Origin of the sequence: Methylocystis silviterrae, assembly GCF_013350005.1 — a bacterium.
In the GTDB taxonomy this organism is placed as follows: domain Bacteria; phylum Pseudomonadota; class Alphaproteobacteria; order Rhizobiales; family Beijerinckiaceae; genus Methylocystis; species Methylocystis silviterrae.
In genome coordinates, this window is the sequence record NZ_JABVWW010000006.1 from 145,193 (window position 1) to 161,348 (window position 16,156).

12 protein-coding genes are annotated in these 16,156 nt (G+C 59.5%); 6 read left to right on the forward strand and 6 right to left on the reverse strand.

The features are described from left to right. Positions 1 to 499: 499 nt before the first annotated feature. The gene (locus tag HUN39_RS09330; protein WP_175094197.1) at positions 500 to 1,426 is read left to right on the forward strand and encodes an IS1595 family transposase; all 927 of its coding nucleotides are present in this window, start codon (positions 500 to 502) and stop codon (positions 1,424 to 1,426) included. Between the two features lie 421 nt (positions 1,427 to 1,847). Here HUN39_RS09330 and HUN39_RS09335 read toward each other — a convergent pair whose 3' ends face one another. From HUN39_RS09335 to HUN39_RS09360, 6 genes are all read right to left on the reverse strand, one after another. Next, positions 1,848 to 2,273 (reverse strand): hypothetical protein, encoded by a 426-nt coding sequence (locus HUN39_RS09335; RefSeq protein ID WP_175094202.1) that lies wholly within the window; start codon positions 2,271 to 2,273, stop codon positions 1,848 to 1,850. Positions 2,274 to 2,400: 127 nt separating this feature from the next. Then, positions 2,401 to 2,787: a hypothetical protein gene (locus tag HUN39_RS09340; RefSeq protein WP_175094204.1), complete on the reverse strand. Its 387-nt coding sequence runs from the start codon at positions 2,785 to 2,787 to the stop codon at positions 2,401 to 2,403. Positions 2,788 to 3,114: 327 nt separating this feature from the next. Next, positions 3,115 to 3,813 carry a hypothetical protein gene (locus HUN39_RS09345; RefSeq protein ID WP_175094206.1) on the reverse strand — a complete coding sequence of 233 codons (699 nt, stop codon included), beginning with the start codon at positions 3,811 to 3,813 and terminating at the stop codon, positions 3,115 to 3,117. Positions 3,814 to 4,286: 473 nt separating this feature from the next. Beyond that, entirely contained in the window at positions 4,287 to 7,370 is a 3,084-nt protein-coding gene (locus HUN39_RS09350) for an efflux RND transporter permease subunit (protein ID WP_175094210.1), read from the reverse strand. A 16-nt stretch (positions 7,371 to 7,386) separates the two neighbouring features. Then, on the reverse strand, positions 7,387 to 8,529 hold the full coding sequence (locus HUN39_RS09355; RefSeq protein ID WP_210266918.1) for an efflux RND transporter periplasmic adaptor subunit: 1,143 nt from the start codon (positions 8,527 to 8,529) through the stop codon (positions 7,387 to 7,389). Positions 8,530 to 8,557: 28 nt separating this feature from the next. Next, positions 8,558 to 10,237: an efflux transporter outer membrane subunit gene (locus HUN39_RS09360; protein WP_175094213.1), complete on the reverse strand. Its 1,680-nt coding sequence runs from the start codon at positions 10,235 to 10,237 to the stop codon at positions 8,558 to 8,560. A gap of 270 nt (positions 10,238 to 10,507) precedes the next feature. Here HUN39_RS09360 and HUN39_RS09365 point away from each other — a divergent pair, with 270 nt between their 5' ends. From HUN39_RS09365 to kdpC, 5 genes are all read left to right on the forward strand, one after another. Beyond that, on the forward strand, positions 10,508 to 11,224 hold the full coding sequence (locus HUN39_RS09365; protein WP_232366008.1) for a TetR/AcrR family transcriptional regulator: 717 nt from the start codon (positions 10,508 to 10,510) through the stop codon (positions 11,222 to 11,224). A 393-nt stretch (positions 11,225 to 11,617) separates the two neighbouring features. After that, positions 11,618 to 11,740: a K(+)-transporting ATPase subunit F gene (gene kdpF / locus HUN39_RS09370; RefSeq protein WP_232366009.1), complete on the forward strand. Its 123-nt coding sequence runs from the start codon at positions 11,618 to 11,620 to the stop codon at positions 11,738 to 11,740. 31 nt (positions 11,741 to 11,771) lie between these two features. Next, positions 11,772 to 13,481, forward strand: a complete 1,710-nt coding sequence (gene kdpA, locus HUN39_RS09375; RefSeq protein ID WP_175094214.1) for a potassium-transporting ATPase subunit KdpA — start codon at positions 11,772 to 11,774, stop codon at positions 13,479 to 13,481. A 12-nt stretch (positions 13,482 to 13,493) separates the two neighbouring features. Continuing rightward, positions 13,494 to 15,542 (forward strand): potassium-transporting ATPase subunit KdpB, encoded by a 2,049-nt coding sequence (gene kdpB / locus HUN39_RS09380; RefSeq protein WP_175094215.1) that lies wholly within the window; start codon positions 13,494 to 13,496, stop codon positions 15,540 to 15,542. An 11-nt stretch (positions 15,543 to 15,553) separates the two neighbouring features. After that, positions 15,554 to 16,153, forward strand: a complete 600-nt coding sequence (kdpC, locus tag HUN39_RS09385; RefSeq protein WP_175094217.1) for a potassium-transporting ATPase subunit KdpC — start codon at positions 15,554 to 15,556, stop codon at positions 16,151 to 16,153. The last annotated feature ends 3 nt before the right edge of the window (positions 16,154 to 16,156 follow it).

A 16,156-nucleotide genomic window follows, 5' to 3' on the forward strand; every position in this document is an offset into this window, starting at 1 on the left:
CAACTCATAATGCTCGACGGCAAAGGAGTTGAAAATGTGATTTACTGCGTCTTGCATAGAACCTCAACGGCGTCTCATGCGGTGGATGCGGACCTTAAAAATGCAACTATGTGCGCTGCAAAGATTGGCCAGGGCGTGAGCCGGGCGCCGTCGTCAGGAGCGATGTAGGGTAGACCATTTGGCTGATATACAACATTGCCCCGCCCATCTGTGAGAAGCTTAGATGGGACGCTGCCGGAGACACAAACCCAGTCGCTAAAGTGGTATTCCCCAAGCACTGCTTTAACGTCGGCGCGAGTAGGAACTAAGAAGCGAGCGTTCGCGGGTGCATACACCTTGAATTGGTTTTCCATCCTTATCCGCCTCTCTTATTGATCAACCGAATGCAAACTGAACTATTTCATCGGTAAATAGATGATGGCTGGAAATAGAAAAGGGGATTATCCCCTTGACGCAAGTATGAGGCTATGGCATAGTTTCCGTCATTGGAGCTATGCAGATGACGTCTCGTAAGCGCACCCGCCCATCAAAAGCCGGACAACGCGAAAGCAGCGTCCAAGCGTTTTCCGTCCGCGATTTTTTCGCGACCTTTCCGAATGACGACGCCTGCCTTATTCGGGTTATGGAAGTCCGCTACGGCCTTCGCCACGTCTGCGGCAAGTGCGGCGTCGAAAGCACCTTTCACAAGATCACGGGTCGCCGCGCCTTCGCCTGTGCGGCCTGCGGCGATCATGTCTACCCGTGCGCCGGGACGATCTTTCAGGACAGCCGGACGCCGCTGCAAACGTGGTTTTACGCGATCTACCTCTTTATCGCGACGCGCCACGGCGTGAGCGGCAAGGAACTGCAACGGACGCTCGGCGTCACCTATAAGACGGCGTGGCGCATCGGCCAGCAAATCCGCGACCTGATGACGAAGGCCGATGGCTTCGAAATGCTCAAGGGCCACGTCGAACTCGACGAAGCCTATGTGGGTGGCAAGCGTTCCGGCAAGCGCGGTCGCGGCGCGGAAGGCAAGACGATTGTCATGGGCCTCAAAGAACGTGGCGGCAAAATCGCGACGCAGGTGATTGAGAACGTCAAAACTGACACGCTGCGCAGGGTCGTACTCGAAAACGTCGAGAAAGGCGCAACCGTATCGACGGACGAACTTATTTCCTATGGTTTACTGGAGGACGACGGCTACAAGCACGGTTCCGTGAAACACGGCGCGAAGGAATGGGCGTATTACGACTATCGCCACGACGCGACGCATCACACGAACAATGTCGAGAGCTTTTGGAAACTGTTTAAGAAGTCGGTCGCTTCAACGCACATTCACATCAGCGCGAAGCACATGGACCGTTACCTCGGCGAGTTTTCTTTCCGCTCGAACCATCGCCAGATGCGGAACGCGATGTTTGATCTTCTAGTTGCGGCGCTTTGATCAGCTTCTCAGCCAAAGCATCGAAGGCCGCGCGGTCCACCGGGGCGCCGCCGCGCGCCTCTTCTTGGGCGATAAAGTCCTGTAATCGCCCGGATTTTACGGCCTCTGCAAGCGTTAACATGCTGGATTCCTTGACGTATTCGAAAGCGCATGTTACAGAAAAATGCGCAGCGGCGCACCCGGTTTGGACCCGGATCGCGCCGCTGTTCCTTACCCTTTTGGAAGGGGTAGGTGGGAATGGGGCCTTAGCCCCATGCCCGTATTAAGAGGAGCGGGAAAACGAGGGGGCCTAGCCCTCGGTTCCCGGGGTTTCCAGCCCCTTTGCGGTTCACCACCGCCGCCTCCTTTCTAAACCAGCGAGATAGCTGGTGTTATCCCCCGGTCCGAGGGATTAGTGAGGCCCCAGGCGAAAGCCGGGGCCTTATTCTTTCACGCCGTCGAGGTTCATCCTCCACAAGGCATCAGCGCCAGCGACCCTGATCACGCGCCCCTTTTCCACCAGATGTTCAATAGCGCGGCGTACCGAAGTGCTAGCCAAATTGGTCCCGGTCTGATCAAAAACCAGTTTCTGAATTTCAATGGGGGCCACTGGTTTCCCGGATGTTTTCAAAAACGCCTCTTCTACGAGTTGGCGAGTTAGTCCCCTCGGAGTTGTGAGCTTCGTATCTTCGCTCACGCGGCCTTTCGCAGCGACCTCAACGGACTTTTTCTCCCTTTTTGTCGGGAGCCCGAGCGCCTGTTGCATGTCCCTGATGGCGGCGGCGTAACCCTCTTCGTAAGCAGCCTTTCGCGCCGCTTCAATTTGGGACTTGATCCATTCGGCCGCGTCCAGTTCCACCAAATCCATCCTCGCCATCGCCGGGTAACGACTCTGATTTATGCGAAGTGGCGGGAGCGGTCAAGGCGCAAGCGGTGGGAATGGGGATAAAACTGGCGCCAAAATCAATAACTTACATCATAAGTATTATTGCAGACTACGTACTTGCCTCAAGGGTATAATCCCCATAGAAAATTAACAATACTCCTGATATTCCGATAATTGCTAATAATAAAATTAAACGCCCAGGAATTTTAAAATATAGCGCGATAGGAAGAGAAGAAACTATAAATGCGGTAAGCGCCACGAGAGCAATCACAGTCCACCCCGCGACTGGTGGTGCTTCTTCCATGAACGACGGGGGTATCAGTCCAAAAAATGGAAATACAAGACAAGACACCACAACGAAGACGATAATCATGCCAATAGGAGGCAGCGCCACAAACTGGAATAGAAGAAAAACGAAGATCAGCACGGCCTTCGAATGGAATTCCAGGCTCGCAAAATCAACGAGCCCCCCGCGACGCCATAGGCTCTGGTTCACTCTATATTCCCCTCAAATGAACACATCGGCGTTCGCAGACGGGATCAAAAGTATGGCTTTCGCACCGATTCCCCGCGTGCGCATACTCGACGAAAAGGTGGCCTTCGGATTTCGTCCGCGCATGCGCCGACTCTCCGCTGCAATTTCGGCCGCCGCCAGCATCATGCGCCGTCCTTCCCCTGAAAATAAGGCGATAGACCGACTGCCCGGGCTACCCGCGCCCGCGATTTGGCTCCTGGAGAGGCACCCCACGGTAACGACGCCGTATGGAACATTGATCCCAGTGCGCGAACGAAAGCAGTCCATTACTTAATCTCCCGAGAATGGTCAGCAAAACACGTCGACCGCGTAAACATGTAGATCAATCTTCTTAACTATGCTGTGACACTGCGGGTTTGTGATCAGGCTGCTCTTGCGTCTCATAGCGCTCATCCACTCCGCTGACCGAACCGTGTGGGCAATCTGGTCGCTATCGTCGAAAATCAGCACTGATCTGCTCACGTAGTTGTCGAGAGCGCCAGGCAGGAACGGAGCGTCAACATTTCGCTTGGTTGCAAGAATATCGAGTTTTAGACCGTCATTGTTTTGCGGTATTTTCGAAATAGCCTCTCTGAATTCACGTTGATGAATCACCCAGTGAATTCTGGCAGGCGCCAAATTCAGCACGACATACAAGATCCCGGACGCGGACGCGCAAATACCGATCATCGATAGACAACCAGTCTCGCGCCTGAACACTAAGTTTGATACCGCTAAGACAGTCAAGCCAAAGAAGTACACAATTAAGCCTACTATTAAAAAATTAACAAGGATCTCAACAACCGAATATAACATTAAGGACTCATCTGAAACGTAATACGTGGATTCACTAATGAATAGTTTTAGCGTCATAGCGCTTAGCGCAATGTACGCACCTTTCAAGAAAAAATTATAGGCTTTAAGGTCACTCATATGACACTGACATGCGGCGCGGAAAATCGGTGAGATTCTGGCGATCCGGACCACGCTCGCAGGAGTCTGGCTCATCCCCTCTATAGTTTTCCGCCGCTCCGGCCGGCGCGGCGCCGCTGACAAACACCCCGGAAAAAAGAACCGCCCCAGCCGGGGCGCAGCAAACGAGGACTTGCGCAAATATGCGTTGAAAAAGCCTCAAGACAAATCTTCCCGTCATTCGCCGCTATACGGGGGCAGGCAACGCCAATAATCTTTAAGCAGACTAACCGCTTCGCTTACGCCGTCAAGCCGCTTTCAGATAAGTAAATCGGGATTTTTTCCCGCTCGTTACGGAATTATACAGTTTAACCCTGCCCGCCGTCCCGTCGATCGGCGACGCGACTGTGGAGCCGTCGGCGTCAGCGGCGGCTTCGATAGTGAGCGCTTAACCCGGGGCGTTCGATCTTGAGCCAGAACATTGCGCCCGATCGGTCACAAGATCAGGCTCCGAAGCCGCGCGAACAACGCGTTCATGAATCGGCCTTCAGAACGATCTCCGACCGCACTTATGAATGCGCTGGCGACACAAGATCCAGCGCGGCCTTCTTGCGTGACCCCGAATGGTCCGCCGCGAGGACGAGATAGACCGCGGGCAGGACAAACAGCGTGAACAAGGTGCCGATGGAAAGGCCCGAGGCGATCACCAGACCCATGTTGAAGCGCGACGCCGCGCCCGCGCCCGCCGCCATGACGAGCGGCAATACGCCGAGCACCATCGCCGCGGTGGTCATAAGGATCGGACGCAGGCGAATGGACGTGGCCTCCAGGATCGCTTCCCGTTTCGACATGCCGCCATGTTGCAATTCATTGGCGAACTCCACGATCAGAATGCCGTGTTTGCTGATCAGGCCCATCAACGTCACGAGGCCAACCTGGGTGTAAATATTGATGCTCGCGCCGCCAAAGCCGAGCATGATGAACACCAGCGCGCCGGCGATCGACATCGGGACGGATACGAGAATGATCAGCGGATCGCGGAAGCTCTCGAATTGCGCGGCCAGCGCCAGAAAGATGATGATGAGGGCGAAGCCAAACGTCACCGCGAAGCCGCTCGACTCCTGAATGAACTGGCGCGAGGGTCCGGCATAGTCGATCGTATAGGTCGAGGGCAATGTTTGGCGCGCGATCTCTTTCAGCGTGTCGAGCGCCTCGCCGGCGATGACGCCAGGCGCGGCCACGCCAGAAATCGTCACCGAATTAATCTGCTGGAAATGATTGAGCGACTCGGGAACGATGGTGGTTTCGAGCTTGGCGACGGTCGAAAGCGGCGCCAAGGAGCCGTCCGCCGTCTTGATGTAATAATTCAAGATCTGATCCGGATTCAGTCGAAACCGTTGGGCGACCTGCGGAATGACTTTGTACGAACGGCCGGCGAGCCCGAAATATTGTGTATAGCCGCCGCTCAGCGCGGTGGTGAGCGCGCCGCCGACGTCGACCATTCTCAGGCCGAGTTGCGCGGTCTTTTCGCGGTCGATGACAAGCGACAACTGCGGCTGATCGATCTTGAGATCGGTGTCGAGGAACATGAACTTTCCCGTCGCCAGAGCTTTCGACAGGAATTCGCGGGAGATACCGTCCATCTTCTCGAAAGGGTCGGTGCTCTGGAAGACAAATTGAATCGGCAAGCCCATCGAGCCGGGAAGCGGCGGCGGCTGGAAGGCGACGAAGCGCACACCCGCAACGGCGCTCAGCTCCTGTTGGAGCATATGCTGCAAGTCCTCCGCCCCGACCTTGCGCTCATCCGAAGGCTTGAGCACGACGCCGGTCAGATTCGCCGACGGCGAATTGATCTGGAACACGCTGTCGGTCTCTGGATGCTTGGCGATGATTTTATATGCCTGATCGGCGTAGTACAGCTTTTGTTGAAGAGTGGCGTTGGGCGCCGGAGTCGCCTGCGCCAGAATGATGCCCTGATCCTCGTTTGGCGCGAGTTCGCTCTTGGCGCTGGCGTAGAGCCAATAAATGCTCGAAAGCACCAGCCCGCCGAAGACGAGCGTCACCGGGACGTAATTGAGGGAGGAGTCCAGCAGCCGGTGATAGCGATCCCGCACGGCGTCCATCCGAGCGTCGATGAAGCCGACGATGCGGGACTCAAGCGTCTCCTCGCCTCGCTTCGGGGGCTTGAGCGCCAACGCGCAGCTCACCGGCGAGAGGGTGAGCGCGACAATGCCCGACACGGTGACCGCCGCCGCCAGAGTGAAAGCGAATTCGACGAAGAGCGCGCCGGTGAGGCCGCCCTGAAAGCCGATCGGCACATAGACGGCGATCAGCACGATCGTCATGGCGATGATCGGCCCCGCGAGTTCGCGCGCCGCCAGCAGCGCGGCGTCGACAGGCGTCAGGCCTTCGCCGAGATGCCGGTTGACGTTTTCGACGACAATGATGGCGTCGTCGACCACGAGGCCGATCGCCAGCACGAGCGCCAGAAGCGTCAGCAGATTGATCGAGAAGCCGAAAGCGAGGAGAAACGTCAGCGAGCCGATGAGCGAAAGAGGGATCGCCATGATCGGGATCAGCACCGAGCGCCATGATCCCAAAAACACGAAGACGACGGCGGTGACGATGAGGACCGCTTCGATGAGCGTGTGAATCACCTCGTCGATGGAGCTGTTCACGAAATTCGTCGTGTCGTAGACGATCTCGCTATTCAAGCCTTGCGGCAGCGCTTTGACAATGTCGGGATAGGCGTCTTTGACGCCTTTGACGACATCGAGCAGATTCGCGTTCGGCGCCACGAGAATGCCGATATACACCGCCTGCTTGCCGTCGAAGGACACCGAGGATTCATAGTCGTCCGCGCCGAGCGTGACGTTGGCGACGTCGCGCAGCTTCACATTGGCGCCGTTCACCTGTTTGACGACGAGGTTGCGAAACTCCTCGAGTGAATGGAGCGACGTCGCCGCCGAGAGATTGACCTGAACCCATTGGCCTTTGGTCGAGCCGAGGCCGGCGATATAATCATTGCTCTGGAGGGACGCCGCCACTTCGCTGGCGGTGAGTCCATAGGCGGCGAGCTTCACCGGATCGAGCCAGGCTCTAAGCGCAAAGGTCTTGCCGCCGATAAGCTCCGCCGTCTGCACGCCCGGCACCGATTGCAGACGCGGCTGCACGACGCGAATGAGGTAATCCGTCACCTGGCTCGGCGTGAGGATGTCGCTGTTGAAGCCAAGGTACATGGCGTCAGTCGTTTGGCCGATCTTGACGGTGATGACGGGACGCTGCACGGCCTGCGGCAATTGGTTGAGCACCGAATCGATCTTGGTGCTGATCTCGGTGAGCGCCTTGCCGGAATCATAGTTCAGCCGCAGATTGGCGGTGATCGTGCTCACCCCGATCTGACTCGTCGAGGTGAGATAGTCGATGCCATTCGCCTGCGCGATGGCGTTTTCGAGCGGCGTCGTAACGAAACCGGCGACGGTCGCCGGATCGGCGCCAAAATAGGACGTCATCACCGTGACAACGGCGTTTTGCGTGCGCGGATATTGCAGCACGGGCAAAGTCGCCAGCGATCTCAGGCCAAGCACCAGGATCAGCAGGCTCACCACACTGGCGAGCACCGGGCGGCGTACGAAAATGTCAGTGAAACGCATCTTGCGAAATCTCCGTTCACTGATCCACGGGCTTGGGATAGGCATCGACAGGCGGTGACGGCTCTTGCGAAATGGCGAGCGGCGCGCCGTTGCGCAGCTTGACCTGACCGGCCGTGACGACCGTGGCGCCTTCGGGCACCCCTTCGAGCACCGAGACTTCGTCGCCGCGCGCCTCGCCGAGCCGAACGAAGGCTTGATGCGCGACGAGCCCGGAGCCTTGTGGAGTCTTCTTATCGGCGCTCTCCTCGCTTTTTTGCGCAAGGAACACCGAATTGCCGAAAGGCGCATAGACGATCGCCGTTTGCGGCAGCGTGATGAGGCGTTGGGGCTTGCCGGTCGCGATTTCCACCGAAGCGAACATGCCGGGCCGCAGCTTGCGTTCGCCATTGGCGAGGCTCGCGCGTATCTGCACGTTGCGGCTCGCGAGATCCACCTTGGAGCTGATGGCGTCGATCTTGCCCGTAAAGCTCTGGCCGGGAAAGGCGTCGACCGTCGCGGCGATGGTTTGTCCGACCGAGACGCCATTCAAGTCCTGCTGGGGGAGGACAAAGTCGAGAAAAATCGGATCGAGCGCCTGCAAGGTCACGATCACCGTTCCGGCGCCGATATATTGGCCAAGATCGATCTGGCGGATGCCGAGCCTTCCGGCAAAGGGCGCGAGCAGAGTCTTTTGCGCGATCACCGCCTCCTGCTGCACGACTTGGGCGTTGGCGCTTCTCAGATTGGCGACGTCCGAATCCACCGTCGCCTGGCTCACGGCCTTGATTTTGAGTTGCGACTGGTCGCGGCGCAGGTTGATGGCGTTGAGCTCCGCCGTGGCTTTCAACGCTTCGAGCCGGGCGTTGTCCGTATCCTTGCGCAGCTCGACGAGAATCTTCCCCGCCTCGACGTCCTGGCCCGACTGGAAGTGGATTTTCTCAACGATGCCGGAGGTTTCGAGCGCGAGGTCCGCGCCATTGACGGCGCGGAACGTGCCGATCGCTGAAAACTTCGGGCGCCATTCCCGATAAGCGGCCGTCGTCACCGACACGGTCTGCGGCGGATTGGCCATGGAGGCGAGGAACCGCCCGATCATCATCGAGCGGAAACTGACGAAGCCGTAAAGGGCTGCGAACACGAGGGCGACGCTCGCCAGCATGATCATCATGGGCTTGAACATCGATCCGAGACGGTCTTGCAAAAGCGTGTTAACGGGCACGGGAGCGTTCCTCAGCCTCGGCGCGTATGGCCGCCGCGATCGGCAGGGTTGAAATGAGGTCGGTGGGTTTGGGAAGCGACGCCGGCGTCTCGTCGATGCGATTCCACCAACCGCCGCCGAGCGCCTGCATCAGCGCCGCCGTGTCGGAGAAGCGCGCGGCCTGCGCCTGGACACGATTGAGACGGGCGTTGAGCAGAGTCTGCGCGGCGTTGAGCACCGTCGGATAGGTGGTCGAGCCGGCCGAATATTGGGCTTGCGAGATATCCAGGCTTTCGGCGGCGGCCTTTTCCGCCGCAACCTGCGCACGCAGCGTCTCCGCGTCATGCTTGATCGCCTGCAATGCGTTGGCGACATTCTGGAAGGCGCTGATCACGGTCGCGCGATATTGCGCTTCCGCCTGTTCGAGCGCGGCGAGCTTCGCCTCGCGCTGATGGAACAATCTGCCGGCGTCGAACGCCTGGCCGGAGAGCTGCGTCGCAAGATTGTAGACCGAGGTCTGCGGCAAGAATAATTGCGAGAAATTCGAAGCCTGACTGCCGCCATTGCCCGTCAGCGTGAGCTGCGGCAGCATATTTGCCGTGGCGACGCCCACATTGGCGCTTGCCTGATGCAACTGCGCCTCCGCCGAAAGAACGTCAGGACGCTGGCGCACCAGATTGGACGGTAGGCTAAGCGGCAGATCACGCGGCAGATGCAGATGCTCGATGTCGATCGCCTCGCCCTTGTCGTCATTAGGAAAGCGGCCGAGATAGGCCATGAGCTGATTGCGCGTCTGCGCTCGCGCCTTTTCGAGCGGCGGCAGCGTCGCTTGCGCCTGAGCGACAAGCGCCTTTTCCGAGACGACGTCGGCCGCGCTCACGGCGCCGAGTTCGAAGCGCTTCTGCAATATGTCGAGCTGCTTCTGATAGGCGGCGATGAGATCGCGCGTGACCTTGATCTGAGACGCATACAAGGAATCGGTGATCGCCGCCGTCACGACATTGGCGGTGAGCGCGAGATAGGTCGCCTCGAGCTGGTATCGCTGATATTCGGCCGCGGCGACATCGCTCTCGACCGTAAGCACCGTCTTGCCGAAGACGTCGGGCGTGAACGACACAGCGGCATTCGAATTATGGAGCGTATAGATGAACGCCGTCGGTCCGCTCGACGAGGAGCTTTGCGATCCGCTCGACGAGGAGCTTTGCATGAGGCTGCCGAATTGCGCCGTCGTCGATTGCGTGCGCGCCACGCTCTGGGTCAGCGTGGCCGACGGAAAGAAAGAACCCACATCGGCTTCCGTGTTTTCCCGCGCCTGGCGAAGCGCCGCTTCCGCGGCCGCGATGGTTGGATGATTGTTCACCGCCTCGGCCACCAGCGCCGAAATCTGCTTCGAGTGGAACAGTCGCCACCATTGTCCCGGAATGTCGCGGCCAGGAACGAGCCTTTGTGCGCCGCCGCCCGCGATGGCCGCCGATTGGGTGATGTTGGCAGGCTTGCCCACCGCATAGCCCGCGCCCAAGGGCGCATCGGGCGCGGCAAAGTCAGGACCCACCGCGCAGCCGGAAAGCAGCACGGCAAGCAAAAACCCCAACGCCGCCGCCCTACCCTTTGAGCTAAGCAATGTCCTTTGGGGCCGATCGAGGTTTCGCGCCTTCGGCCTTTCCTGCGGAACAGCGAGGCGATTCCCCACAAGCGGGTTGAGCAAAGGCCGGAATATTTGAGGCGCCCTCCATAATCATATTGGGTCAGGTTGAACTGAACTGTTCAGTTTTATGCTTGCCCTTTGGCGCCTGTCAACGCTAAAATTGAACTGGGTCGTTTAGTTTGAAACTTTTCGAAAGTGGGCCGATAGATGACGTCACGCCACCGGCTTTGCCGGTTCAGCCTCGGTGGAGGCGTGGTGAATGAGCGTATGGCGCGGGGGCAGAGCCTTGAAGCAAGAGTCGGCGGCGTTGCCGGTATGAAGACTGAAATCGAGGAACCCGCCATGAAGAGCCCGTCGATGGATCATGCGGCGGCAGGATCGACGGAGGCGCATGTTGCGGGACGGAAGGAATGTTCCGTGATCGCGGCCGCGCGAAAATTATTCCTCGAACAGGGATTCGCCGAGACGAGCATGGACGCGATCGCGCGGTCCGCTTGCGTGTCGAAGGCGACGCTCTACGCTTACTTTCCGAGCAAGGAGGCTTTGTTCGCCCATTTGATCGAAGGGGAATGCCGCCTGAAAGCGAGCAGGCTGCAGATGCCAGATCTCGACATCGGCCTTGTCGAGGCGCTTCGAAGCTTCGCGCGTCAATTTGTCGAGGTGTATTTGACGCCGGAGTCGATGGCGTTTTTTCAGGCGATTTCCAGTGTGCGCATGCGCTTTCCGCAACTTTGCAGGCTCTTCTTTGAAAGTGGGCCGAAAAACGAGCTCATGCGCGTCGCGGCGTTGCTCGAAGAGGCCAAAGACCGCGGCCTCCTGACGTTCTCAGACGCGAATGAAGCCGCTAGCCATTTTTTGAGTCTTGTCCGCGGGGACCTACCGCTTCACACGGCGCTCGGTCTCGAACCGGGAGCCGAAGCCTCCGTTAACGCGAAGGTCGACGCCGGAATTGATGCTTTTCTGAGAGCATACAGGCGAGAGGGAACTTCGCGCATTGCAACGAGATGTCGCAACAGGACCACTTCAAACTAATTTTACGATGCGAATATCGTTTGATCGCCACCTCATCTATCCATTTTGCTCACCACCTTAGACGACCCGCGAGCGAGCTATGTGAGCGGCCTCGACCGACCGAAATCCTAATAGCGCCTTTACATCATTCCCGCGCAACTTGCGGTTCGTAATTCTCGTTCGGCGAAGACCGAAGCGAGAACGCGACATTAAAGCGAGATGCGCTCATGCCTCTATCTGTCATTGGCCTCGGCGTCGCGGCCTTTATCTTTGTGATCGCGAACAATCTGGTTCACGAGATGCGCGCGCGGCGTGCGCGCATTGATTCACGGCGCCGGTGAGCGCGGAGAGGACACATGCTCGATATTCTGTACGTTGGCCTCGGTCTTTTCCTGTTTGCGATCGTTGGCGCCTATGCGCGGGCCTGCGGGCGCCTTTAGGAGTGCCGCAATGTTTGAACCTGTCATTGGACTGATCGTCGCCGTTCTTCTCGGCGCCTATCTCGCCTATACGCTGCTCCATCCGGAAAAATTCTAAAGGGAGGCTCGGCGCATGCCGGGCGTTCGCCATGACGTCCATTGGGCTGGCGCAAATCGCCATCGTCCTGCTTGCCGTTATTGTCGCGGCTATACCGCTCGGCAATTACATAGCCGCCGTCTTAGCGGGAGAGCGCGGCCTGCTCTCTCCCGCGCTCTCGCCCATTGAGCGCGTCTTCTACAGACTCGCCGGCGTTGATCCTGCGCGGGAGCAAAACTGGCTCGCATACACGATGGCCATGCTGGCCTTCAGCGTGATCGGCTTTGTTTCGCTTTACGCGCTGCAACGGTTGCAGGCTTATCTGCCGCTCAATCCTCAGGGCTTTAGCGGGGTTCCCGCCGAACTCGCCTTCAACACCTCGATGAGCTTCGTCACCAACACCAATTGGCAGAACTACGGCGGCGAGTCGACGATGAGTCACCTGACGCAGATGCTCGGCCTAACGGTGCACAATTTTTTATCCGCCGCCACCGGCCTTGCGATGGCGTTTGCGCTGGTGCGCGGTTTCTCGCGCGCCGAATCGCCGACCATCGGCAATTTCTGGGTCGACCTCACCCGTTCGACGCTATACGTGCTCCTGCCGATGTCGATCGTCGTCGCGCTCGCCCTGGTCGCTCTCGGCGTGCCGCAAACGCTTCAAGGCTCGATCGAAGCGACGACGCTCGAGGGCGCGAAGCAGACGCTGGCCATAGGCCCGGTCGCGAGCCAAGAGGCGATCAAGGAACTCGGCACCAATGGCGGGGGCTTCTTCAACGCCAATTCCGCGCATCCTTTCGAGAGCCCGAGCGCCCTTTCCAACATGCTGGAAATCTGGGCTCTGCTCGTCATCCCCTTCGCGACGGCCTTCGCCTTTGGGCGTGCGGTCTTTGACTATAGACAAGGTCGCGCGATCGCCATCACCATGATGATCGTGCTCGTCGCGGGCGTATCAGTCGCGTACTGGGCCGAGGCAGGCGGCAATCCCTTGCTGACCGAGATCGGCGTCGATCCATCGCCTGGAAATATGGAAGGCAAGGAGGTCCGCTTCGGCCCTGCGATGAGCGCGCTATTTGCAACGTCGACCACGGGCACGAGCTGCGGCGCAGTCAACTCGATGCATGACTCCTTCATGCCGCTCGGCGGTCTCGTGCCCTTGTTCAACATGCTGATGGGCAGCATCGCGCCGGGCGGCGTCGGCGCCGGGCTCTACGGCTTTCTGGTGCTGGCGATCATCGCCGTTTTCATCGCCGGGCTTATGGTCGGCCGCACGCCGGAATACCTCGGCAAGAAGATTGAGACGCGCGAGATGAAGCTCGCGATGCTGGCGGTGCTGATCTATCCGCTCAGCGTGCTTGTCTTCACCGGCGTTTCAGTCATGCTTCAGACTGGCCTCGCCAGTCTGAACAATGCCGGCCCGCACGGGCTTTCCGAAATCCTTTACGCATTCGCTTCAGCGACGGATAACAACGGATCGGCTTTCGCAGGCCTGACGGGCAATACGCCTTGGTACAACACGACGCTCGGCGTCGCGATGCTGCTGGGACGCTTCGCCTTCGTCATTCCCGTGTTGGCGATCGCCGGCGCGTTCGCGGCGAAAAAGAAGGGCGCCTCTTCGGTGGGAACCTTCCCAACGCATGGACCACTCTTCATCGGCCTACTGCTCGGCGTCATCGTCGTCCTGTATCTGCTGCAATATTTTCCCGCGCTCGCGCTCGGCCCGATCGTCGAACACTTCGCGCTGCTTGCCGGAAAAACCTTCTAAGGAGCATGTCAGATGTCGCATAAAGTCGCCGCGCCCGGCTTATTCGACGCCGCGATCACGAAGCGCGCCGCCGTCGACGCCTTCAGGAAGCTCGATCCGAGACGCCTCGCCCGCAATCCGGTGATCTTCGTCACGGAAATCGTGTCGGCGGTGGTCACGGCGTTCTATGTGCGCGATCTCCTTGCGCAGAACGGCGCCGCCTTTTTCTCGGGGCAGATCGCCGCCTGGCTGTGGTTCACCGTGCTCTTCGCCAATTTCGCCGAAGCGGTGGCGGAGGGACGCGGAAAGGCGCAGGCGGACGCCTTGCGCAGGACGCGCAGCGACTCAAACGCTAAGCGGTTGATTGATCCGCAGAACAAGAGCGGCATGAAGGACGTCTATGAAGGCGTTTCGGCGCTCGATCTCAAACTCGGCGACCTGGTGCTGGTCGAGGCGGGCGAACTCATCCCCGGCGACGGCGAAGTGATCGAAGGCGTCGCCTCGGTCAACGAGTCGGCGATCACAGGCGAGTCCGCGCCGGTCATCCGCGAGGCGGGCGGCGATCGTTCCGCCGTGACCGGCGGCACGACGGTTCTCTCCGACTGGATCAAGGTCAAGATCACCGCGGCGCCCGGTTCGACCTTTATCGATCGGATGATCGCGCTCGTCGAGGGCGCGCAGCGGCAGAAAACGCCGAATGAGCTGGCGCTGTCGATTCTCCTGTCCGGACTGACCATCATTTTTCTCATCGTCTGCGTGACGCTTTGGCCGCTCGCGATCTACTCCGGCGCGGCGATTTCGGTCACCGTGCTGATCGCGCTGCTCGTCTGTCTGATCCCGACGACGATCGGCGGACTCTTATCGGCGATTGGCATCGCCGGCATGGATCGGCTGATCCGCTTCAATGTCATCGCCACCTCGGGTCGCGCTGTGGAGGCGGCGGGCGACGTGGACACGCTGCTCCTCGACAAGACCGGCACCATCACCTTCGGCAATCGCATGGCGGACGAGTTCGTTTCGATCGAAGGCGTTTCGGAGCACGCCTTTGTCGAAGCCGCTTTGCTGGCCTCGCTCGCCGATGAAACGCCGGAGGGGAGGTCGATCGTCGCTCTGGCGAAAAGCGCGCTTGGTTCTTCGACGCCCGACCTCGGCCCGGACGCGCAGATCGTCCCCTTTTCGGCGCACACGCGCATTTCCGGCGTTGATCTTCCCGGCCGGACGCTGCGCAAGGGCGCCGTCGACGCGGTCGCGGCGCATGCTAAGTCCGTTCCCGTTGATTTCGAAGGCGCGGTCGAGCGCATCTCGCGTTCGGGCGGCACGCCCCTCGCCGTGTCGGAAAACGGCATGCTGCTGGGCGTCATTCATCTCAAAGACATCATCAAGCCCGACATAAAATCGCGCTTCGCCGCCTTGCGCGCGATGGGCGTCAAAACCGTGATGGTCACCGGCGACAATCCCATTACCGCCGCGGCGATCGCCGGAGAAGCGGGAGTCGACGACTTCATCGCGCAAGCCAAGCCCGAGGACAAACTCGCCTATATTCGTAAGGAGCAGCAGGGCGGCCGCCTGATCGCTATGTGCGGCGACGGCACCAATGACGCGCCGGCGCTGGCTCAGGCGGACGTTGGCGTCGCCATGCAGACGGGCACGCAGGCGGCGCGCGAAGCCGGCAATATGGTCGACCTCGACAGCGATCCGACAAAGCTCATCGAGATCGTCGCGATCGGCAAACAGCTGCTGATGACGCGCGGTTCGCTGACCACCTTCTCGATCGCCAATGACGTCGCCAAATATTTCGCGATCATCCCCGCGCTGTTTGTCGTCGCCTATCCCGAACTGGAGGCGATCAACATCATGAAGCTCGCCTCGCCGCAGTCGGCCATTCTCTCGGCGGTGATCTTCAACGCGCTCATCATTATCGCGCTCATCCCGCTCGCGCTGAAGGGCGTCCCGTACCGGCCCGTGGGCGCCGCCGCCTTGTTGCGGCGAAATCTGCTGATCTACGGGCTCGGCGGGCTCGTCGCGCCGTTCATCGGCATCAAGCTCATCGACCTCGCCGTCTCGGCCATTCATCTCGCGTAAGGAGCTCTCAGATGCTCTCCCAAATTCGTGCGGCGATCGTCATGATCGTTCTTTTCACCGCGCTGACCGGAATCGTCTATCCGCTCGCGATCACCGGGGTCGCACAACTCGCCCTGCCGACGCAGGCGAATGGAAGCGTGATCGAACGCGACGGAACAGTGATCGGCTCGGCGCTGATCGGACAGAACTTTGCCTCCGATCGCTATTTTCACGGCCGGCCTTCGGCAACGACAGGCTCCGACCCAGCTGATCCTTCCAAGACGGTCGACGCGCCCTACAACGCAGCGAACTCGATGGGCTCCAATCTCGGGCCGACGTCGAAGAAGCTTGTCGACCGCGTCAATGCGACGATCGAGGCGGAGTTCGCCGCCGGCCGGATTGACGTCGTCGCCGCTGATGCCGCGACGACATCCGCCTCCGGCCTTGATCCGCATATTTCGCCGCAGTTCGCGCTGGCGCAGGCGGGAGCCGTCGCCAAGGCCCGCAGTCTCAGCGAGTCGCAGGTGCGCGCCGTTGTCGAAGCGAATGTCGAAGGGCGCATTCTTGGCGCGATCGGCGAGCCGCGCGTAAATGTGCTCTTGCTGAATTTGGCTCTTGATCGCTTACAATAGAGG

Bases quoted from the DNA above. Each gene is read 5' to 3' on its own strand.
- HUN39_RS09350 (WP_175094210.1), bottom strand. From the start codon at position 7,370: ATGCGTTTCACTGACATTTTCGTACGCCGCCCGGTGCTCGCCAGTGTG.
- kdpA (WP_175094214.1), top strand. From the start codon at position 11,772: ATGACGTCCATTGGGCTGGCGCAAATCGCCATCGTCCTGCTTGCCGTT.
- HUN39_RS09365 (WP_232366008.1), top strand. From the start codon at position 10,508: ATGAAGACTGAAATCGAGGAACCCGCCATGAAGAGCCCGTCGATGGAT.
- kdpC (WP_175094217.1), top strand. From the start codon at position 15,554: ATGCTCTCCCAAATTCGTGCGGCGATCGTCATGATCGTTCTTTTCACC.
- HUN39_RS09345 (WP_175094206.1), bottom strand. From the start codon at position 3,813: ATGAGCCAGACTCCTGCGAGCGTGGTCCGGATCGCCAGAATCTCACCG.
- HUN39_RS09335 (WP_175094202.1), bottom strand. From the start codon at position 2,273: ATGGATTTGGTGGAACTGGACGCGGCCGAATGGATCAAGTCCCAAATT.
- kdpB (WP_175094215.1), top strand. From the start codon at position 13,494: ATGTCGCATAAAGTCGCCGCGCCCGGCTTATTCGACGCCGCGATCACG.
- kdpF (WP_232366009.1), top strand. From the start codon at position 11,618: ATGCGCGGGCCTGCGGGCGCCTTTAGGAGTGCCGCAATGTTTGAACCT.
- HUN39_RS09330 (WP_175094197.1), top strand. From the start codon at position 500: ATGACGTCTCGTAAGCGCACCCGCCCATCAAAAGCCGGACAACGCGAA.
- HUN39_RS09355 (WP_210266918.1), bottom strand. From the start codon at position 8,529: ATGTTCAAGCCCATGATGATCATGCTGGCGAGCGTCGCCCTCGTGTTC.